General features: G+C 35.4%; 14 protein-coding genes, 2 pseudogenes and 1 riboswitch. Of the genes and pseudogenes, 6 read left to right on the top strand and 10 right to left on the bottom strand.

From position 1 onward, the window contains the following. From J2Y67_RS12480 to J2Y67_RS12460, 5 genes are all read right to left on the bottom strand, one after another. Positions 1-791 (bottom strand): RNA-guided endonuclease TnpB family protein (locus tag J2Y67_RS12480; RefSeq protein ID WP_310174442.1); only part of this gene is annotated, 791 nt, incomplete at its 3' end. A gap of 113 nt (positions 792-904) precedes the next feature. Then, positions 905-3136 carry a phosphodiester glycosidase family protein gene (locus J2Y67_RS12475; protein ID WP_310174440.1) on the bottom strand — a complete coding sequence of 744 codons (2232 nt, stop codon included), beginning with the start codon at positions 3134-3136 and terminating at the stop codon, positions 905-907. A 675-nt stretch (positions 3137-3811) separates the two neighbouring features. Further along, positions 3812-5164, bottom strand: coding sequence for a multicopper oxidase family protein (locus tag J2Y67_RS12470; protein ID WP_310174438.1), 1353 nt, complete (start codon positions 5162-5164; stop codon positions 3812-3814). 856 nt (positions 5165-6020) lie between these two features. Further along, the gene (locus J2Y67_RS12465; protein ID WP_310174436.1) at positions 6021-8648 is read right to left on the bottom strand and encodes an Ig-like domain-containing protein; all 2628 of its coding nucleotides are present in this window, start codon (positions 8646-8648) and stop codon (positions 6021-6023) included. 145 nt (positions 8649-8793) lie between these two features. Beyond that, complete coding sequence (locus J2Y67_RS12460) at positions 8794-9930, bottom strand: DUF5050 domain-containing protein (protein WP_310174434.1); 1137 nt, start codon at positions 9928-9930, stop codon at positions 8794-8796. 232 nt (positions 9931-10162) lie between these two features. After that, positions 10163-10247, top strand: a riboswitch (cyclic di-GMP riboswitch). A 21-nt stretch (positions 10248-10268) separates the two neighbouring features. On the opposite strand from J2Y67_RS12460, the gene J2Y67_RS12455 reads away from it, so the two are divergent. The 6 genes and pseudogenes from J2Y67_RS12455 (at position 10269) to J2Y67_RS12430 (ending at position 15846) form a co-directional block, all read left to right on the top strand. Next, positions 10269-11168: a hypothetical protein gene (locus J2Y67_RS12455; RefSeq protein WP_310174432.1), complete on the top strand. Its 900-nt coding sequence runs from the start codon at positions 10269-10271 to the stop codon at positions 11166-11168. A 555-nt stretch (positions 11169-11723) separates the two neighbouring features. Next, complete coding sequence (locus J2Y67_RS12450; RefSeq protein ID WP_310174430.1) at positions 11724-12152, top strand: GNAT family N-acetyltransferase; 429 nt, start codon at positions 11724-11726, stop codon at positions 12150-12152. Positions 12153-12292: 140 nt separating this feature from the next. Then, a pseudogene (locus J2Y67_RS12445) lies at positions 12293-13723 on the top strand (IS4 family transposase). 365 nt (positions 13724-14088) lie between these two features. Further along, complete coding sequence (locus J2Y67_RS12440) at positions 14089-14451, top strand: helix-turn-helix domain-containing protein (RefSeq protein WP_310174426.1); 363 nt, start codon at positions 14089-14091, stop codon at positions 14449-14451. Continuing rightward, entirely contained in the window at positions 14451-15272 is an 822-nt protein-coding gene (locus J2Y67_RS12435) for an ImmA/IrrE family metallo-endopeptidase (protein ID WP_310174425.1), read from the top strand. The genes J2Y67_RS12440 and J2Y67_RS12435 overlap by 1 nt, the downstream gene beginning before the upstream one ends. A gap of 1 nt (position 15273) precedes the next feature. Then, positions 15274-15846, top strand: a complete 573-nt coding sequence (locus J2Y67_RS12430; protein WP_310174423.1) for a PIN domain-containing protein — start codon at positions 15274-15276, stop codon at positions 15844-15846. 543 nt (positions 15847-16389) lie between these two features. On the opposite strand, the gene J2Y67_RS12425 is transcribed toward J2Y67_RS12430, so the two are convergent. The 5 genes and pseudogenes from J2Y67_RS12425 to J2Y67_RS12405 form a co-directional block, all read right to left on the bottom strand. Beyond that, complete coding sequence (locus J2Y67_RS12425; RefSeq protein WP_310174421.1) at positions 16390-18027, bottom strand: Ig-like domain-containing protein; 1638 nt, start codon at positions 18025-18027, stop codon at positions 16390-16392. 864 nt (positions 18028-18891) lie between these two features. After that, positions 18892-19074, bottom strand: a complete 183-nt coding sequence (locus J2Y67_RS12420; RefSeq protein WP_310174418.1) for a hypothetical protein — start codon at positions 19072-19074, stop codon at positions 18892-18894. Positions 19075-19327: 253 nt separating this feature from the next. Beyond that, positions 19328-20233 carry a chemotaxis protein gene (locus J2Y67_RS12415; protein ID WP_310174416.1) on the bottom strand — a complete coding sequence of 302 codons (906 nt, stop codon included), beginning with the start codon at positions 20231-20233 and terminating at the stop codon, positions 19328-19330. A gap of 3 nt (positions 20234-20236) precedes the next feature. Beyond that, positions 20237-21217 carry a methyl-accepting chemotaxis protein gene (locus tag J2Y67_RS12410; protein ID WP_310174414.1) on the bottom strand — a complete coding sequence of 327 codons (981 nt, stop codon included), beginning with the start codon at positions 21215-21217 and terminating at the stop codon, positions 20237-20239. A 239-nt stretch (positions 21218-21456) separates the two neighbouring features. Beyond that, positions 21457-21625: pseudogene (locus J2Y67_RS12405) on the bottom strand (IS1595 family transposase); the annotation flags it as partial. Between the last annotated feature and the right edge of the window lie 47 nt (positions 21626-21672).

Here is a 21672-nt window from a genome sequence, read left to right as displayed (position 1 = left end):
CTTGCATTCGCAATCTTTTCATGGATTCGGGAGACTTTTCTTCTGGCCTTGTTCCAATTGGAACTACCTATAGCACGTCTGCTCATGACCCGTTGTATTTTTGCTAATTTTTCTTCAGAGGTATGGAAAAACTTTGGATTGGGGTAGACGGTACCATCCGACAAAATGGCAAAGTCTTTTAGTCCAACATCAATTCCTACAACCGATGTTGTTTTAGGCAACTCTTCCACTTCAGTTTCTGTTCCTAGAGATACAAAATATTTGCCAGAAGGATTCCGCCTAATCGTTGCATTCAAAATTCTTCCTTCGACTTCACGACTTTTCGCAAAACTTATATGTCCAAGTTTAGGAAGTTTAATATAGTTGTCTATCACAGCGATATTTCCATTTGTCTGTTTCGTGGTGTAAGATTGAACAGGATTTTTTTTCGATTTAAAGCGCGGTTGTTTATTCTGTTTCTTATAGTATCGACCATAAGAATCAGCTAGATTTTCAACTGATTTTTGCAAAGCAATACTGTCTACTTCTTTTAGGAAATCATAGTGTTTTTTTAGTTCAGGAAGGGCTTTGACTGATTCATATTTATTGAGAAACTCACCTTTCCAATTATTCACTTGAAGTTGACCATTTTGTTTCATTTCCTCACAAATATGCCAGAAAGCGTCTTTTTCCTTTTGTTTACCAAGGAAGAAATTGAACACGAATCTGGAACAGCCAATGGTTTTGTTGATGAGTTCAATCTGCTTTTTATTAGGATAGATTCGGAACTTGTAGGATTTATTCACCAACATCTATTCCACCTCATTCCACAGGAACGTTTGTTCTAATTATAGCATAATGCGGAAGGTTTTGGCTAGCGCCAACCGACATTCATCCCCTCCCTACTCATTTGGCCTTGCCCTTCCTATTCCTTGAGGAAGGGGTATTCTGTCGGATGATGATAAAACACTTTGAGCTGATCAAAATAAATCGCTCCTTTACTTTTTAATTCCTGATGAGGTTGAACCAAATAGACTTGTTTGATTTTGATCGGTAAAGGCAGGTCTTTTGGAATGTTTGCCTGAACATACTTCCAGCCTGTCCATGGCAAGCCTTTATCTTTTGTAAAATCAATCGTTCGGCTCACCCCTTTTCCATCAACCAGAAGGGCTCTAAGCCAATGAGACTTCCCATCACCATATACATACATTCCAATATAGTTAGGTCTGCTTGTGAATACGAAATCCTTTTTAGCATTTAAATAGGCCGCTGATGCACCTGATGCACTTGTCGTGAAATCATAATTCAATTTTAAGGCTGCTTTGCCATGATAAACCGGTTCACTTTTAGTACTAGTCTGCGTCGTTGCCGTTGCTCGAATGGTAGAAGGTGTCCAATTGCCAGCCTGGTCAAACGTATCCAGCACCTCTTGATTCGGGCCTATTTTAACGGAAACGGAAGCTTTCGTTTTTCCATAAGAAGCGGTAATTTTTCCAGTCCCTTCTGTACCTGTTACGTTAAAAATACCATCCTTGGATAGAGTCCCAAGCTTTCCTGAAACAGACCATTTAACTGCACTTGGACTCACAACAATCGCTTTTCTTTTACTATCAAAGCCCTTAATACCCAGCTTCACTGCATCCCCATTTCGAACCACCATATGGCTCTGAGATAGTTGTAGGCTGGATAGTTTGTCCACAACTTCAATCGGGACCGAGGCGGCCGCCTGATTGTAGTGCACAGTCAACGTACCTTTTCCCGCTGTAGCTGCTGTAAATGTTGTTCCTTTTGCCGTACCAAGAGTACTCGTTATCTTTAAATCCTTTGCTGCAGCTTGTAAAGGATTATCATATTGATCCATCACGTAATCTAGTAAAACATTAATCGATGAACCTTTTAAAAGAACAGCATCATTTAATTTATGTACTTTTAAGTATTTCGGTTGACCCATTGGCGCCGTTGAAACCGCCATTAATGTGGTGGATACGTTTCTCTCAAATCCATCTGATGGCTGGTTAGCGAGCTTCACAACGGAATCTCCCGGGTACCTGACGCCCATTGCCGTAGAGCCTCCGCCATCCAGATTCAGTGCCTGGTAAGCACCCAAACTGACTAAATACCGGGCGAATTCTGTTAAATTCATCCCATTACTATACCCCGGTTGTCTTCCATCCACGGTCACAAAGAATACATTTCGGCCTGTTTTATCAAGCGCAACCGCCGTCCGTGATGCCCTTTCCATTGCCTTCGGACTTTTCGGATCCATCGATAATGAAATCTTGCCGCGGTCAACGAGCATGGGTCCGCTTCCCAACATAAAGGACGAACCTTTCCAATTGTCATTAATATCAACCGATAGTGAAATCGGATCACCGTTTTGAATATTCTTTAATGCCTTTTTACTAGTTCCTGTCGCTGATAAAACAAAACCACCCACCGGGATTTTCGTTTTTGTCACATCCCCATAGTCCCGTATCTTTGTCACAACCCCTGTAACAGTAGAACCAAAACTCAGACTGAGCGGAGAATCTAAATTTTCGACCACCACTTCAATTCCCTTCGCACTTGTATCCGTATAGCTGCTAGGATTATCCGGTGTATAGAGGATAAGTTGATTTGTGGCTCTTGCCTTATTCGAGGCGGTAATGGGGGAGGAGATGCCGTTATGTACAAAATGAACATCCAAATCATATTGGTCAATGATTCCCTTGCTATCTTTTATCCCAAAGGCTATCGGTTCATTGGCGTATTCCGTTTTTCCAATTGGAAGCTTTCCTGCATTGACTAATTTGTTATGATTTGCAATCAAATACACGGGCAAGCCTGTTGGCCCAAAAAACGAACCATTAATGGCTCCAACTACTTGATGCCCCGGAGCATAATAGGTCAAAGCCCTCGCCACTGTCTTTGACAGTTTATTTAGCGGATTCGGAATACCTACCTCAATCTTTGTAAATGGATCGTTTAAATTTACTTTCATCACTCTCGCAGCCTGTTTGCTGGTAGACGAGCTAATCCGATTATCCTGATACGTAACCCCAGCTGATACTTTAAATTGCTGATTTACCGTTGTTGCTGCACTAGCCGTCTTAATTCCTAAAAATGGAGCAGCAGCTAGAAAAAACACCAGTAAACCTCCTACTAATTGACCTTTCATTCCTAAATTAGTCCCCCTATATATACTTTCAATCTAGGACTATTATAGACTCTTACAATAGGAAAACCAATTGGGAATTGGTAAATTTTATTAGGAATGGGATATTTATATAGAATAATAGGAACCAAGAACTGATTGTGGATAAAAGTAAGTAATCTGATTCTAAAGAAGTTAAAAAAGACTTTTGGCTTAGTCGAAAAACTTAGCTGGAATTATTTTCATCAAATGAATTTCGACAAATCTATCGACAATATTCGACAAATATTTTATTCTATTATTAATAGCTTTCTTTTTTTCATTTTGGTCATTCTCCCTTAAATTGAGATGACCACTTTTTTTGCCTCAAAGGATATATTCCATAACATTCCAATACTTTTCGATTAATCATATAAGTAAAAGAGCCATTCCTCAAACTAGTAAGTAGTTCAGTTTTGGAGTACAAAATGTAAAATCGTACTTCATAACGGACTACTTTTTTCTTAGCTTTTCGAAACACAAATCGTATACTAATTTATGGCAGTATGTTTTTTAGATGTAAAAAAACCGAAAAAATGCAAGAAATGAATAAAAGCTTGCATTTTTTCGGCTAATTGATTATTTGGGATATTGTACAAAAGCCCCTTTACTTTAAGTACATTTTTAGAAAAAGGTGCTACCTTACACATCTTTTGGTTATTATTTAACTACTTTTACTGTTGTTACAAGACCACCCATATGCAAACTATCTTCTGCATTCATCGTATGATCCAACACATGACAATGAAACGCCCAAGTACCGACGGCATCTGCTTTAAATGCAATATCATACGTTTCGCCAGGTCCAATCGACAGTGTGTTCATTTCTTGCGGATTGTTTGAAGGATGACCATCTTTAGCAATTACCTGGAAATCCATCCCGTGCAAATGCATTGTATGGTATTCTGTCGGGTCGATATTGATTAGCCGAATCCGTACAGTTTCCCCTTTTTTCACGACCATTGGTGGTGTGTCAGGATAGCTTCGCCCATCAATGGTAAAGTAATCTTCCTCATCTTCCATCGTACTGTTCACATGAAAACCGCTCAAAATCATTGTGTAGTCATGATTATATTTCGGTTCAGAACCAGGATTCTTAGGATCAATGATGAATGCTCCATATAACCCACTTCCGACCTGTTTCATATCATCATAGTGGGAATGGTACATAAAAGTTCCGGGGTGGCTCGCTGTAAACTCATAGGTAAACGATTGTCCAGGTTGTACCGCGGATTGGGTAACATCCGGTACACCGTCCATATCATTTGGCAGGTGCAACCCATGCCAGTGAATCGTTGTCGGTTCAGAAAGCTTATTGACCAAATTAATCTTAACGTGATCCCCTTCGGTCACACGGATGGTGGGACCCGCTACCTGACCATTAAAGGTCCAGGCATCTGCGACCACTCCCTTCACAGGGCTCCATATATGAGGCTCTGCCACAAGCGTGAACTCTTTAGTGCCGTCTTTAGCCATTTTCGGTGTAAGTCCCACACCGTTGAACACATCTTTTACTTTTGACTCTTCAGCATTGAATTCATTCATTGCATCTTTTTCCGTCATTTTATCCTTTTTTCCGTTGGCACCTGCATTCTGTAAGAAATCGTTTAATACTTGAATCAACTGATCATCCAATTTTGCAAGTGCTTTCTTATCAAGGCTAGCAGCTTTTGAACCTGCTACTGTCGGATTCAAATACGTTTCAATATTATCATATAAATCCGGATGCTTGGCTTTCACACTGTCCTCTATCGAACTCCAAGTATCCTCCAATTTAGTTCCTGCTCCTTTGATTTTTGCATCATCCCCAGAAGCAATATCCTTCTTTAATTGATCAGCTACGGACAATAATTTTGTGATTCCACTCTTGATATCGGTTAAGGCTGTATCCTTTTTTACATTCGTCTCAGCTTTAGCTGAAGGCTTCGTAGAGGAATTGACCGCACTACAACCAGTTAAAGCAACGGTGCCTATTATTGCTAATGCCAAAAGTTTTCCTACTGTTCTATTCATGGTATGTATCCTCCCAAATTTTTTAATTTTATCGAGAATCATTCTCAATTTAAATCAGTAAAAATAAATTGCTGTTGTGTTTGCAATCTACTTTTTTATCATTATAATTCTATATAATCGAAATTGAAAATCATTATCAGCCAAACGCAAAATTAGTATATTCTAAATTATTTAGATTCGTCAAGACGATAAGACCAATTTAAGAACAAATGTCAATAAATGTTCAAATCTTTTTGAACGATATGTGAACTATTGAGGGGTTTTCAGCAGTTTCCAAATATGTAGACGAAAGTAGACAAGAATAGATAATGGTATTAGAAACTGGATGTTGGATGTATGGGGATGCTGGGAACACCAACATTATTGGGTGAAAGAAGTTTGTTACACTCTCTTAAAGTAATTTTATTGTAAAAGCATACCTTTTGCTCCCAATATCGAATTACATATCAACAAACTTCCGTTAGTCGTACCTGTTTTAGCACTAAAAATCGTTAGACCACAATGGAAATTTCAGTCTTACGAATCGGTATACGATTTTGCTATGTGAATTATCAGTAAAAATAAGCGAAAATATTATTATAACAACAAAAAAAGCATACGAAATCATTTACGATTTTGTATGCCTTTTTAAGTTTTTTTTTAATGTTTGTACTCCGAAGCTGAACTACTTTCTCAAACTAGAGATGACTCTTTTACAGGTTGAAGAGGCCAATAGATTTCCGATGCCGGCTATTGCTAAAATCCTAAAGATTCACAAACGGTATTCATCACTTTAATGTGATTATGAATCGAAATATGGAATCTCGGAAGTTCGCAAACTTAATATTTTTTGTAAAATCTGTTAAACCTTCAGTCCCTAATACACCTTTACAGTCCGATCATTACTTTTATTGCCGGCCATATCTTTTGCGAAGATTTTTAAGAAAGTCCCTTTCTTTTGTGCTTTTATTTTAACTTTGAAACTCCCTTTTGTAGTAGCTTTTGCATTTCCAAGATAGGTTTTTCCTTTATAAATATAGACTGTTGCACTTTTTTCCGTTTTACCCGTAATGTAAATCGATTTATAGGTTATTTTATTGACAGTAGGTGTGGATGGGGCCGTTTTATCCAACACCTTCAAGATACGGATACTCGTATTCCTATAATGGTCAGTAGCGGAAATCTTAATTTCTGTTCCAGCTCTTTGTTTGCTGATCGTGAATTTATAGTGACCGTATTTATCAGCGGCAACACTTTTTTGATATTTTCCTGCAATATATAACTTAACATTTGCAGTTGCTTCTGTTTTCCCATAGATAGATATGGATTTATCAGATATTGTATTGACCGAAGGCACGACCGGCGGGGTTTTATCGATTACCCTAATAATACGTGCAATGCTTTCATTTCTTGCAAGATCTGTAGAAGTAACCTTGATTTCCACGCCCGCTTTTTGCTTGTTAAACTTGAACCTATATATTCCGTTCTTGTCAGCGGTATCATCTCCTTGGTATTTTCCGGATATATACAGCTTCACTGTTGCAAATGGTTCTGTTTTTCCGCTTATGGCAGTCGTTTGATCTGAAACTGTATTGCTGATACTTGGCTCATTGGGAGCTGTTTGGTCCAAAACCGTTACATTTGTTGCATCACTTTCATTTTCTGCAGTATCTTTAGCGATTACTTCCAATACTGTTCCAGCCTTTTGCTTTGGAATTGTCACAGCAAAGTTCCCTTTTTCATCTGCAACAGATTTCCACCTGTTCATTCCTAACTTCACATTCACTTCTGTTCCTGCATCTGCACTTCCTGTCACGCTTATTGAGTTGTCTCCTACTGGATTTACTGTGGGCATTGCTGGAGGATCAACATCAACTTGCTTTATTTTTATGGTTTGGTCTAGCTCCGGATTGGAAAATTCCACCGTAACTTCATCATCGCCATTTTCTATTCCCTTTATCAAAATAGCTCCAGTCTCATCAAAACTTGCTGTAACATGACTATTTTTCGATTTTAATGTGATGGATGACAGCAGATTATTAAAGTCATTATCAGGGAGTTTGATTTGCCGGCCATCTAATAACCACCCTACAGGAACCTTTAATACATGATTTCCTACAATAGAAATTTCTCGAGATGCTTCCGGGACTGTAAAAGAATATTGATAGGATTTCCCTGGTATAAAATTTCGAAATAAATAGAGCGTTCTTAATTTTTTTAAATAGTTTAATGAACTGGTATCGATAATTTGGTTTCCTGCTATGTCTAATGTTTCCAACATTGAGAGATTAGCTAAAGGACTGATATCAGCGATCCTATTACCACTTAAATATAAGGAAGAAAGATTCATAAGCTTTGCTAATGGACGAATGTCTGAAATCTGATTCGCATAAAGTTCCAGTCTGGTTAACTTCGTTAGGTTTGATAATGGTTGGATGTCCTTAATATGATTCCAATTCAATTGCAAAAACTCAAGATTAGTCAAATTTTGTAATGACTGAATATCCTCTATCTTATTTCCCGACAGTGATAACCGGAAAATGATCGTTTTATCTGCAAGAACGCTAATATCGGATATCTGATTTTGATCTAAACCTAAATCGATTAGGTTATTTAATCTTTCTAATGGGCTTATATCGATGATTTGGTTATTATCTAGATAAAGCCAGACTAAATTTGTTAGATTCCCCAATGGGCTTATATCTGTTATTTTATTGGAATCGATACTAAGATCTCTTAATTTTGTTAAAGAAGCGATTGGACTTAGATCCGTGATCCCACAGTTAATTAAGACCAAACGTTCCAAATTCGTTAAATTCGAAATACTATTTACATCCTTTAGCGGGTTATAAGACAGATTAAGATCATTTAGATTAATTAAAGAATTCAGCGGACTTACATCAGCTATAGAATTCTGGGAAATATCCAGCTGCTTTAGATTCGTTAAGGACGAAAGACTATTAATATTCGTTATTTTCATTGCAGCCAAATTTAATATTTGTAGATTGGTTAAGGATGATAATGAAGCTAAATCCAAAATTGGATTTCCCACCAATTGTAAATCGGTTAAGTTCTGTAAGTTCGAAAGTGGTTTAATGTCCTGGATTTGATTTCCCGCAAGATATAATTTCGTTAAGTTGCTTAAATTTCCTAAGGGGCTAATATCTGTTATTGCATTATTGGTTAAGGAAATACTTTGTAAATTAACAGCATACTGTAGTCCCTCGAGGTTTTTTATATTTTTCCCATCTAAGCTAAGAGACTGTAAGCCTTGTAACTCAGAAAGATAAACATCTGAATAGGGCAATTTATTTAAAGATATGTTAATTGCCTCTCGTAAATGTGTATCCGGTATATTTATGACTTGGGATAGATTCTCTGGTGTTGTAGTTCCGGAATCAGCTGTTCCTAGATCTGTTGCTGCTTCTGCAATGACCGCTGGCAGATAAGATGAGGTTAATAATAATGTAGCGGTAGTAATCAGAGCGGTTACTTTTTTCTTCACTTTTAGCACTTCCTACTTTTGAATTTATCTCCTATATCAAACTAGTTATCTATGTACAAAGGGGAAATCCCCATTGTGCTTTTCTTTTGTTGTGATGCAGATCCTATCCCCTGTCCCAAATTTATTATTCACAAAATCTCGATGGCTACCTGCTAAATGAAACTGCATATTGCTTATTTGTATTTCCGTCTTTTACGATTAGCCTTCCATCCTTCATGGCAAGTGGGATTGTGTGCTTTTCATTCAACTTTGTCAGCTGGCTTCCATTGGTTTTGACCTTATAAAGATAGCCACCCATGCTGTAGTTGCTAAAATAGATCCATCTGCCAGATACGACGGGACTTATCGCACGATCGTTAGTCAGCCGCTTTTTTCCTGTTCCATCTAATTTCACAAAATAAAGCCGGTTGTTATCTTGATCATTGGAGAAATAAAGACCTTCTTTTGTTTTAAAAACATCATGGTCTATAGCATGCAGATTTTTGTATTTGGTGCTTACAGCTTTCGGCAATCCTGTAATATCCCAGCCATGATCCAAGCTGAGTTCTTGTTGGGTAACAAGGAAATATTTATAGCTGGTATCCGCCCTGCCACTGATGTCATGGTCATCCCAAGTCAGATCCATATAATAGTAAGTCCCGCTTACTTTTACTAAATTCCAAGCATGTGCCTCAGAACTTCCATCTTGGTAGCCTCTACCTACCACTCTATGGGACTCGATACCTGCCATTTTCAGCAGATAATTCATGGCTTGAGCGTAACCATCACAAACCGCTATCTTTTTCACAAGCGCCCCATAGGCCGTGAAGGAGTACTCTGGGATCGTATTCCGCTGATAATTTTCTTTATCATATGTAATATAATCCGCCATATAATCATGCAGGACCATTACTTTTTGGTAATCTGTCATACCTTTTTTAATCACCTTTTGAATAACAGATTTTGCATTATTATTCATTTTCTTCTGCATGGCAAGAATAGTAGATTTCGGGTATTTGTAGCCAAGCTCTAAAACTCCATTGCTCCAGAACTTTATTTTATGAAAATCAAGGTAAAAAATCGCCGGCTCCTTATTTTCAATATCATAAAGGTATTGCCACGAAAACGCCTTGCCATTCCGTAAATAACTGGACAAATCTACTTTCGTTTCCTGATGTTTAACCGCATTCAATATTTTTGAATATATCATTTGAGAGGTTTTATTGGTGGTGGCAGCATACGATATTTGTGTATTCGCAAACCATAAACTGCAAATCAGGAACAACGAGATTACTATTTTCAAAATGATCGCCTCCCCCAACTAATCTATTTTCATTATAAAATAAATAGGAGAATCATACTATAAGTACCTTAAACTCTGAATCTATTAATCTTTTTCGTAACATCATAAACCACAATAAGCAATATAGGACTACAGAACCCAAAAATATTTACCTGTTTTTTTACAAAACTCTACATTTTTCTAGCACCACAGTCATTTTTCCTCTTTTCAGAAAACTGTTTTTTAGGTAAAATGGACTCATGGGTACAACTAGGGAAACCTAGTGTCACAAAGCTATCGGGGCTAAGGAAGCAATTCTATGCCAGCCAGCTGCCATTACCAAGAGGAGGAGAAAGGTAATGAAAAAGAAAATGGGAGTTAAGGTTTTATCAGGTTTATTTGCATTCACACTCATCCTGGGTCCAACAACTTTTGCCAGTGCGAAAAACATGGACAAAGGAAGGCACGAAGAGCCACAAAAACAACATGATTCGGAAGACAAGCCATCGCCAAACGTTCCTAATGAGAACCCTGACAAAAAGCAAACTGAAAGTGATTCACAAGACCAAAAAGTAAGTAGCAACACAGAAAATAAAAAAAAGCAATCAGATGATCAAAAAGAAAATAGCCAAAAGAATAAGTCTACTGATAAAAAAGTAAACCAAAAAAAGGATTCAAAGAAAAAAGAGGTTGCTATAAAATCAAAGAACGGAAAATCAGTTGAAAAGCGGATTAATTCTTCGGAATCTACTATTAATAACATTACTAAATCCATTAACTCTTACTTTCAAGTAAACGAAGATGGAACAGCCGATAAAGACCTATCTAAAAAGATTGCTTCTTCGAAATATAAAAGTTATAAAGGGAAATTAAATGCAGAGATTAATAAACTTAAAGCCATTGACAAGCTTCTAGCTGTTTATAAGAAAAAACAGAAAGCTGCAGCGGGAGAATTTGATGCACTGGCTACCAAATCTAAAGAACTTCAACAATTGGCTGCAGCAGAAATCCAACGTGTAAAAACCCTGGCAGCTCAAGCTGCTGCTCCAAAAGAGGAAGAGTCAACAACAACACCTGAAAATGGTACATCTAGCGATACCACTTCACCTGCAGATTCGGGAGATACATCTATTACAGTAGAGCCAGGAGATAACATGACTACAGCAGACTCTAACGATACCACACAAACTTCGGATGCTGGTGAAGCAGATCAAAGTACTGATGCCGCAGATTCTGTTCAATTATCTGTTGCTCCTTAAACCAATCATCAGTGAAAATTGAGTGTACAACTCTAAGCGCATAATATATGAAAAATGGGAACGCAAACACTGCGTTCCCATTTTCTATAAATAATCTCGGTTAACAATCATGCTTATTCTATCACCACCGGTCTCCTCAAGAATTCATTTGGAACTCTTCAAGAAGAGCACTTTCGTACTTTAAAGGAGTAGGGGTCTGACCCCATCGCTATCAAGCTAACAAAACAAAATACCCCCTAAAATGAAAAAATACTGTAAAGTGATAATAAAGTTATTGAAATTAGATATAAAAAATACAAGAACTTTGCTACATTGTATCGTAATAAAGCTCCTTAAAGTTGTTTAATTTCTATCCGTTTAAAGGTATTTGTACTCAAAAATCAATAATAAAGTTATTGACTAAATAATAAATATTTAATATTGTAATTCATTTGAATAAATGTTTATTTGGAGGTTTTATTAATGAACATTTTAAGTTCGTGGCTATATAACATGAAAATCATAAAATACTTATTGGGAAGGAGTTGATAATTTAAAACTAAAGGAGAGATATTCATGATATATAGAAAAGCAAATCAGAAAGATTATAATACAATTTTGAATATATGGGAAGAGTCGGTTTTAGCTACTCATCACTTTTTAAGAGCTACCGATAGAGAAGAGTTTAAAAAAGAAATACCCTCATATTTCCCACATCTTAATGTCCAGTTATGGTATGAGAAAGAGGATTTAATTGGCTTTTCTGCTATAAATAAACAACACCTAGAAATGTTATTTTTAAAACCTAATAAAATAGGTAAAGGATACGGTAAAGCTATTATTAATTCTTTAATTAAAGACTTTGATATTACAACAGTTGATGTAAATAAAGACAATAAGAGTGCAACTAAATTCTATATTAATAATGGCTTTTTTATAGTAAATGAAACGGAAACAGATTCTTCTGGACGTCCATACCCTATACTAGAGCTAAAGTTAAAATAAGGTAAAGGTGGAAATCCTCCCTTATCTTTGATAATTGCACTAAACTGCGCGTTAGTCCAATAAGAATTAAACAACTTTATTATAACATAACAAATACGCTATTCTTTCTGTAGAATCATAGGAAAGGATGGCGTTTTTGTATGTCTATTTCTGTATCTGATGAATTACAGCTATTTGCTCAAGAGATTCAAAGCTTTTTATCTCCAGATGTTTTACGAGACCTTGCTAGAGATGTTGGTTTTGTACAACGAACCAGTAAATACCAAGCAAAAGATTTAGTTGCTTTATGTATATGGATGAGTCAAAATATCGCTACAACCTCTTTAGCTCAATTATCTAGCTGTTTAGAAGCATCCACAGAAGTACTCATCAGTCCAGAAGGACTGAACCAACGGTTTAATAAATCAGCCGTTCAGTTTTTACAACATATATTGACTAACCTTCTAAATAAAAAATTAACTTCATCTATGCGAATTTCTTCTCCATACACCTCTGTTTTCAAACGTATTCGTATTTTAGATTCAACTGCATTTCAGCTTCCAGATATATTTTCACCCATTTATCCTGGGGCGGGAGGATGTAGCCATACTGCTGGGATGAAAATTCAACTTGAATATGACCTGTTAAGCGGACAATTCCTACATATCCATACAGGTCCAGGTAAGCAACATGATCGAACCTATGGTTCTCTGTGTGTCCCAACTGTGACACCGAATGATTTATGTATCCGTGATTTAGGATATTTTCACTTAAAAGATCTTCAACATATACAAGATAAAAAGGCTTATTATATCTCTCGTATTAAATCCAATACACGTATTTATCAAAAAAATCCCACACCTGATTATTTTCAGGATGGAAGAATAAAGAAGGGTACAGAGTATATACAGATAGATATGGAGGTATTAATGAACTCTCTTCAACCAGGACAAACATATGAAATATCCGACGCTTATGTAGGAATGATTGATAAATTACCAACCCGTGTGATTGTTCATCGGCTAACAAAAGAACAACAAAAAAAATGATTGCAAAATCAAGCTGTAAGAGAAAAAAAGAAAGGAATGAAGTATTCCCCTCGTAGTAAACGTCTCAGTGGTATCAATGTATATATGACAAACATCCCTACAGATATTGTCCCAATGGGACAAGTACATGATTGGTACTCTTTACGTTGGCAAATCGAGATTTTATTTAAAACATGGAAATCATTCTTTCATATTCATCATTGTAAAAAGATAAAACAAGAAAGATTGGAATGCCATTTGTATGGACAACTAATCGCCATTCTACTCTGTTCTTCTACTATGTTTCAAATGCGTCAATTACTTCTTATGAAAAAGAAACGAGAACTGAGTGAATATAAGGCCATATATATGATTAAAGATTATTTTCTTCTTATTTATCAAGCCATACAGAAAGACACCCAAGAACTATCAAAGATCCTCATTCGCCTGTTCAAACTCCTACAGCAAAACGGGCGGAAATCTCATCGGTATGAGAAGAAAACAGTCTTTGATATATTAGGTGTCGTTTACAATTGTACCCTGTCTGATGATCAAGCGGCTTAATTCAAAAAAATGAAACCCGTTAGGGTTTATTTCGTATGCAAATCTTTAAATTCCCTACACGTATCCTTTAGAAAAAAGAAACAGCCTCTACTATAATTGACGTTGTATGAGCTTAGCTTGATGGCGATGGGGTCTGATCCCAATGTCAAGTAATTTTAACAGTGCTAGTAGCAACTGTTGAGCCTTGTGTATTAAGAAAAACATATACAGGTTCTTTTAAGAAAAATAAGAAAGTAAATTAATTCTTCATATCATGTATGATTTACACGATTAGTTCACATAATGGAAACAAAAGTTGTAATTAAGTCAACAGATCATTGACGAATTATATTGGCTGAAATACAATAAAAATAGGAGGGATTGCTATGAAGACGATTTTTGAAGAAATCGGCGAAAAAATTAGTGATTTTATTGAGAAGAATAATATGAGTCAACAGGATTTTGCCAATCGAATAAATGTATCTAAACAGGTCATGAGCAAAATTACTAATGGCCAAAAAGCTACTAATATTGAAGAGTTACAGAAAATTGCTGATGTTATGAATACAACAGTAGATGAACTAATAAAACGTAAATCCCGTACAAATGTTATCGAGGAACCTATTCTTTTCATGATGGAAAAAACAAACAATACAAAGATAAGACAACATCTACAATACTTGGACTTTGTAATGGACGAAATGATTGAGCTAGAAGAGCTTTCTAAGGCTACTAGGGGTGAAAATTAGTGAGGGAAATTCAGTTTTTGCCTCGTTCAGAAGTCATAGAGATTGAATCCAAGGCAAATGGAAAGTTGGCTGAACTCCATAAGCATTCACATATTCTAGGGAAACACGTCCTAAATATTATAAAAAGAGAGGCTACCCTTATACAATCGCCGTTTCCAGATGAAGATTTTTGTGCATTTGTTTGCAAAAAAAAGGATCATTTATTTGTCTACATTAATAGTCAAATACCAGAAGAGAAGCAACATTTTGCTGCGGCACACGAACTTTATCATATTTGGTTCGATCAAGAATATCTACACAATCCTGAAATGTTAAAAAGCGATATACTTGACGATGAAACTGCTGATACAAGGGAATTACGTGCTAATTTATTTGCTGCTATGCTATTAGTACCTAAAAATGTATTAGAACAAGAATTGCTCTTTTTGGGTATTTCCAAAAATAATGTTTCCTCAATGCAAGCTGTCGAACTAGCCGATACATTTCAAGTCCCTTATAAAACAATGGTTCGAAGGCTTTATGAAATTGATTTTATCGAAAAACCTTTAATGAACAAGCTTTGGCTTGAAAAGAATGTTCCACTTATTCGAAAAAAGCTACAATTGGAACCACAAAATCCAGTCAATCCCATTATACATTACGAAGGATTAGTGGAAAAGGCATTGGACCTTTATCAAGACAAGCATATTTCTCCTAAAAAGTTACAAAATCTACTCGCTCTTATTCATAAAGAACCTAAAGAATTTGGTATAAATCTACCAAATGAACTTCCATCTGAACAAGAAATAGACAGTCTTTTGGATGAAGAGGATAACGAATAAAATGTCATCACATATTTGGCCAAAAGCAATTTTAGATGCTGATTTTGCAATTAAACTAGGGAGAATAGAGAAATACAAAGTAATTGAAAAATTATTACCTGTTTATATAGAAAAATTACTGATCCATGAATATGTTTATTACAATGAAATCCTGACACCTAGAAATGCTAAAGAACAAATAGACAAGTTAATTGAAAGTGGTCATGCTGAAATTGTAAATGGAGATACAATTTCTAAATTAGGACCCCTTTCATTAATCTTGTATGAAGATACCATTGAAAAATTAAGAAAAGAAAAAAACACTAGAGAAAATGGCAGTCACTGGGGAGAAATTGTATCTATCGCTTTTGCACAAACGGCTAAAATTCCATACTTTCTCTCAGATGAATCAGATCAACAAGCCTTTATTAACCATAATTTTTCCACTCCGATACAAGTAGTTCGGATTGAAAATTTAGTTCAGATTATTAAACAGACAGGTGGCAAAAGAAAGGACGCATTACTAATTTGGACGTTAGCAGGTTATAGTAAGGAACGATTTAACGGTGATTTGTGGCCTAAAGATGAAAACTAAAAATTGTTTTTACTTGCAGTACATATTAAAGATAAAGAAGTAATTGAAAGTGAACGTCATCGGACTACACCAAGGAGGAATTGAACGCAGCTGATTCCTCCTAAAATAGAAATAGTCCTATATCCCGAACGAATTAGAGTTAAAGATCTTTTCATTTTAAGAATAATATATATTTGTCGGTCTATTTGATTCGGTTTCTAGTAAAAAGAAAGCTCTGCAGAAATTCCTTTCCGCAGAGCTTTCTTTTCTATACCTCAGTGCATGCACGAAGGTAGCAATGCTTTACCTTTCAACTAGGGGTGTAAAAAATGGGAGGTATCTCAAAAGTTTCCCATTTTCTACACTCCATAATTAATTACAATCAAAATAGACAAATCCATCAAAAATTTAGAGGTTGTTGCTATAATATTTTCAAAAAAGTAGCTCTTTAGAGATTTCTCTTTACAGAGCTTTACTTCATAATGGATATTTATTAATAGTGTCCATTTTTCGGGTTATAGTTAATTCTCCAAGAGCTCCTTTAACAAACATTGAAGTTGTTACCTATTGGACTTTCACCTGAATGGTTTTGCTCTTGTTTCCAGCACTGTCCTGCACATATACTTTCAAAATTGAGCCTTTCTTTTGTGTTGAAATTTGAGCTTGATAGGTGCCTTTCGATGTTACTTTTGCACTTCTAATTTTTTTGCTTCCTTTATATATGTAAATGGTTGCTCCACTTTCGGCTTTTCCAGTAACATATTTCGATTTTGTGGTCACTTTTCCAACTGTTGGTGCTGCTGGAGCTGTTCTATCCAAAACTGTAACGGTTGTCTTTTTCGTTCCATAAGAATTTTCAACTGAGACATCCACTTTTGTTCCTGCTTTTTGCATTGGAATATTAATGTAGAAATGACCACTGCCATCGGCTTTCCCAGTGTATACTTCACCTGCTAAGTATACTGTTACTTGCTGATTGGCACCGGTTGTTCCAGTAACTGTTTGTGTTTTATCATGTATTTGGTCCAACTTAATTGATGGAAGCAAATATGGCGCAGACACATTTATAACATACTTTCCAGTATTAAGAGTAACCTCATGGTCATAATATACTTTTAAATAATAAGTCCCACTGCTTAAATTTTGTTTTTGAAGAAATTTCGCAGGATTTTTTGAACTTCCATCTACAATATCGCTAAAAATTTCATCATTATTTTTGTTTAGTAGGGTAATAAATGTTATCGAATCCACATAGGATGTCAATCCGAAATCTACTTCACCATTTTTAGGAACATTAATCTTATAGATATCCACTGAATCATTCCATGATAAAAATCCAGTTAGTTTATTGTAAAATGAAAGAGGTTGAGCCTCAACAATGCCATTATTTGGTTCTAGGTCATTATTATTTACAGTCACAATGGATGTTTTTAAAAAATATTTACCTGTATTGCTATTACTTTCATCATAATTATATACCTGTAAATAGTAGGTTCCTGGCTCCAAATCTACCCAATTGTCGTATTTTGCGGGATTCTTTGAGCTGCTATCTATAGGTTCACCATCCCAAATTTTTTCATCGGTAGCTTCATCTATGAGTGAAATGCATGTTGTTGAATCGACATAGGATGAAAGGTCCACTGATACTCTACCTGCTTTTGGAACAGTTAATTTGTAGACATCATTCGTGTCACCCCATGATAAAAAGCCTGTCACAGTTTGACCAAAATCTAATGATTGAGCTTCCACAGTACCGTTATTAGGTTCAATTTCATTATTTTTGGCTGGAATAAAGCTAGTTTTTATTGTATATTCTCCAGTAGAATAATCATCCCCATTATAAATACTTAAATGGTAAATTCCAGAATCTAAATCTACCCAATTATTAAATTGCGCAGGGTTTTTTGGGCTTCCATCCACGGAATCACTAAAAACCTCATTATCGTTTTCATCAACAAGCTTAATAGATGTACTACTATCTACATATGAATTTAAATCAAAGGTTATCCGACCCGATTCGGTTACATTTATCGTATAATCATTGCTTGTCACATCATCAGTCAATTCTCCACTTACTGTTTGATCAAAAGGTAAATCTGTTTCATCTGCAAAAGCCTTTGAATTAAATCCAATAAAGCTAACAATAAGAATAAAGGCTAGAATTATGTATTTATTAAAATTAAAGATATTGATTCTTTCCACTATTATGTAACCCCCAAGATATTTTAAGATTCTGTTTTGTTAAGTCATTTTAATTACATAAAAATAAATAGATTAAGAAACTCTCCCTTTTTCTATTACTTATTTCATAAATCTATATACGGAGAATTTAAGATGGGTAAGATCTTTTTAGAATATAAGGCAACCTGTTTTTCATTGTACTCCGACTTTAGGCTCCGTGGCTTTCCATCCCTCCCTCTCAAGAGGTTACCAAATATATACAACGGGACTATTATACCATTAATTCTATTTTTAAAGGAATTGCTCCTTTCAAATTGTCAAAATTTTTTATCTAAATTCCTTATAGATTATATAAGAGTAAAGGAAATAAAATTAATTTTTCCATTTTGTTCTTTCTACGTATGCAATATAAAACATGGTATCGTCAAACTCCCGCTTGGAAAAACGTTTTGATGGTTTTCATCAAACATTAGCGGCCCGTTTGCTTGAAAAATATAATAGGCCTCTCCCGCTTTCATTCTTTCCTCGTATCCCTAATAGCGTACTTTAAAAATGGCATCAGCTTCATCTAATGATAAAGCGTCAATCACCGCAAATTCCTCATCCTTCTCCTTAGTTCTACGTACTACATAATATGGTTACATTTGATTCATTTGTTTCCCTCCATATTTATTTTTTATATAAAAAAACATCGGCAAAGATGCCAACGATTGTTTTCGTCATACACCCTTACCGATGATTTTTAACTGATTTCTTTGACCCAAAAGGTCTTCTATTTAATTCGTAATAATGGGTAAAATAAATAAAAAATATCCTATACATTATTATTCTATCTTACTTCTTGCTTCTTTTTAACCTCTTAATAGATTACATTCCCAGATTGCTTTAGTTTTTGTTCATTTTCTGAACATCTATAACCATATTTACATCGACTTCCAAAACATTAGCTATTTCTTCAACAGACCAATTTGAATTTTTTAATATCCTAAAGATGAATTCTCTTAGCACTTCATCTTTTACGTTTTGAATAATGGATTCGCGGTTGAACTCATAATTATCTCGTTCCATATATGAATCCCCCCTCCTTTTTATTGATTTTATTGGAAAATTTCCCTTTAAATACATATAAAGGAAGGAAAGGGTAAATTCCCCTCTTTTCCTTTTCTAATTATCGATTTACTAGCCCAACCTAGAAATCCCCACCATTTCCCTGAAACATGCCTTTGCAGAAACCTTTTTACGAGGAATACACACTTATTAGATAAGAAAAGGGCGGAATGAACCGGTTGCTATGCTCAATCTGTCCTTTTTTGAAAGAAATTTATCCCTCAATCAACTGGTCAATAACATTGATTAGTTCCCCGATTTCAGGCTTACTAACTTGTGCGTCAGCTCCAACATTTTCTCCTTTATGACGTAAATCATCCGTAATAAGGGAAGAGAAGAGAACAACCGGAATATGTGCTAATAACGGGTTTTCCTTGACTTGTTTTGTAAAGAATAGACCATCCATAACAGGCATTTCAATATCCGTAATAATTAAATCAACCAGTTGATCTATGTCTGTTTTATTTGTAATACTTGTTTCTAAATAGTTTAAAGCATCCTTTCCATTTTCAAAGAAGTCCATTTTTTGAAGACCAGCTTCTGCTAATGTAGTTGAGATTAAATTTCTCAGTAAAGTGGAGTCTTCTGCTACCACAATTTTATAATTTGAGCGGTTTCGTTCCTTTACCTTTTTAATTTTTTCAATGTTTATTCCTGTAAACGGATTAATATCAATCACAATTTTTTCAAAATCTAAAAGTAAAACCAATTCATTTTCTTTGCGGACAATTCCAGTGATTAGATTATCTGAACTTTGATATAAGTTTGTTGGCTTATCAATATCACTCCATGAAATTCGGTGGATTTTATCCACTTTATGCACATGAAAAATTTGCTTTTGCTGATTAAATTCAGTAATTATATATTTATCGCGGGTTGGGTACTCAGATTCGGGATACCCTAATACTTTGGCCATATTAATAACCGGTAGAACTTCCCCCCTGACTTCCATAATCCCTTCAATACTTTCGTGTGAATGGGGGACTTCTATAACTGGAACAGGATTAATGATTTCTCTAACCTTAATCACATTGATACCAAATTTAGAATTTGCGACAGTAAATTCAACAACTTCAAGTTCATTTGTCCCGCTTTCAAGAAGAATACCTGTTTCCACCATTAGTTATACCTCCGATATTTCTAATTTTCTCTGCTCCAATTGGTTTACTTGTTTCATTGCACCTTCTAATTTATCATCAACCACACCGGCATCCTCAATATGCTTTAAGATCATTTTATTCGCTTGATCAAAAAGTCTTTTGGTATCGGCAATTTCGCCTATCACATTTTGGGAGTATTCCTTTTGTTCTTCAATGTTTCGATTCACACTTCCCACTTCCGTTTCAACACTATTAATGACACCGGAGATATAGTCTATTTTCTGTGATGTATCAGTGCTTAAACGGATGCTATTTTGAACAAGTTCTGTACTAGTGGATGTGGATTTTAAAGTTTCCTGAATGCCTAATTGTATGTTTTTCGTTAATTCGCTTATGCTGTTCGTACTTTTAGCAGTACTTTCCGCTAATTTCCGGACTTCCTCAGCAACCACAGCAAAGCCTCTGCCTTGTTCTCCAGCCCTAGCTGCTTCAATAGATGCGTTTAAAGCTAACAAGTTGGTTTGGTCCGCAATTTCCTTAATCACTTCAACAATAAGTTCAATTTCTTTGGATCTCTCATTCAGCTGATTCATTTTGTTAAACGTTTCCTCTACCTGTTTTCCTAACTGCAGTATTAATTGCTCGACCATTTCAACGGATTGTCTGCCTTCTTCTGTCTTTGTCACCATAGACTTTGCTGATTCAAGCAATGATTCTCCTTTTTGGGCAAGGATCACTGAATTCTCATAAGAATGCTCACTATGACTATTTACCTTATCAAAGCCTTCCTTTATTTTTGCAACTAAATCTCCCATTAAAAGGTGTTGGCTATTGACTAATTCGTGTTGTTCAATTGTCTTTGATAATTCCAAATTAAAAGATTCAAGGAATTCCTTGGATGATTCCTCCTTTTTTCGTGTATTTTCAAGAATGAGATCAAGTCTATTCTTTAGCTCTTCTTTTTCTTCTACCAATCTTTGATATGTAGTCTTTGTTATAATCATTTTTCAACCTCCGGCAGCCAGAAACCTGACACTCGTCAAAATACGACATTTTTTATATCTATTATAGAGCATTTAGTAAGTTCTTACTATTTGAATGAGTCATTTTATAGATACTTATTACTAAAATTACTTTTTAAAGTGATAAAATTGTACTATAAAGACTTTTTTCTATTGAATTATTAAAAACTGAAAAAAAGGAGGGGAAAGCTGTTGAACCATCACCATTGTCTTCTTTAATAACACACTGGATATTGTCGTTCATTGTTTTTTCCAAACCTATTAATGTGTTCAGATGCACAATGAGGGCATTCAAATCCTTCTTTGAAGCGAGTTTCTCGCATTTCATTGATTAAAGACAACCGACAGAGGAAGAAGGTTCAAAAAGCGTATAACCCATTGAAACACCTTTTACAATTTATAAAACTAGGAAAAACTACCTATTTATAGTAAATTTA

It is taken from the genome of Neobacillus niacini (assembly GCF_031456445.1).
GTDB classification, from domain to species: domain Bacteria; phylum Bacillota; class Bacilli; order Bacillales; family Cytobacillaceae; genus Neobacillus; species Neobacillus niacini_I.
Note: the sequence above shows the minus strand (reverse complement) of the source record. Positions and strands in the feature narration are given on the sequence as shown.

Bases quoted from the DNA above. Each gene is read 5' to 3' on its own strand.
- J2Y67_RS12475 (WP_310174440.1), bottom strand. From the start codon at position 3,136: ATGAAAGGTCAATTAGTAGGAGGTTTACTGGTGTTTTTTCTAGCTGCT.
- J2Y67_RS12470 (WP_310174438.1), bottom strand. From the start codon at position 5,164: ATGAATAGAACAGTAGGAAAACTTTTGGCATTAGCAATAATAGGCACC.
- J2Y67_RS12455 (WP_310174432.1), top strand. From the start codon at position 10,269: ATGAAAAAGAAAATGGGAGTTAAGGTTTTATCAGGTTTATTTGCATTC.
- J2Y67_RS12450 (WP_310174430.1), top strand. From the start codon at position 11,724: ATGATATATAGAAAAGCAAATCAGAAAGATTATAATACAATTTTGAAT.
- J2Y67_RS12440 (WP_310174426.1), top strand. From the start codon at position 14,089: ATGAAGACGATTTTTGAAGAAATCGGCGAAAAAATTAGTGATTTTATT.
- J2Y67_RS12430 (WP_310174423.1), top strand. From the start codon at position 15,274: ATGTCATCACATATTTGGCCAAAAGCAATTTTAGATGCTGATTTTGCA.
- J2Y67_RS12420 (WP_310174418.1), bottom strand. From the start codon at position 19,074: ATGGAACGAGATAATTATGAGTTCAACCGCGAATCCATTATTCAAAAC.
- J2Y67_RS12415 (WP_310174416.1), bottom strand. From the start codon at position 20,233: ATGGTGGAAACAGGTATTCTTCTTGAAAGCGGGACAAATGAACTTGAA.
- J2Y67_RS12410 (WP_310174414.1), bottom strand. From the start codon at position 21,217: ATGATTATAACAAAGACTACATATCAAAGATTGGTAGAAGAAAAAGAA.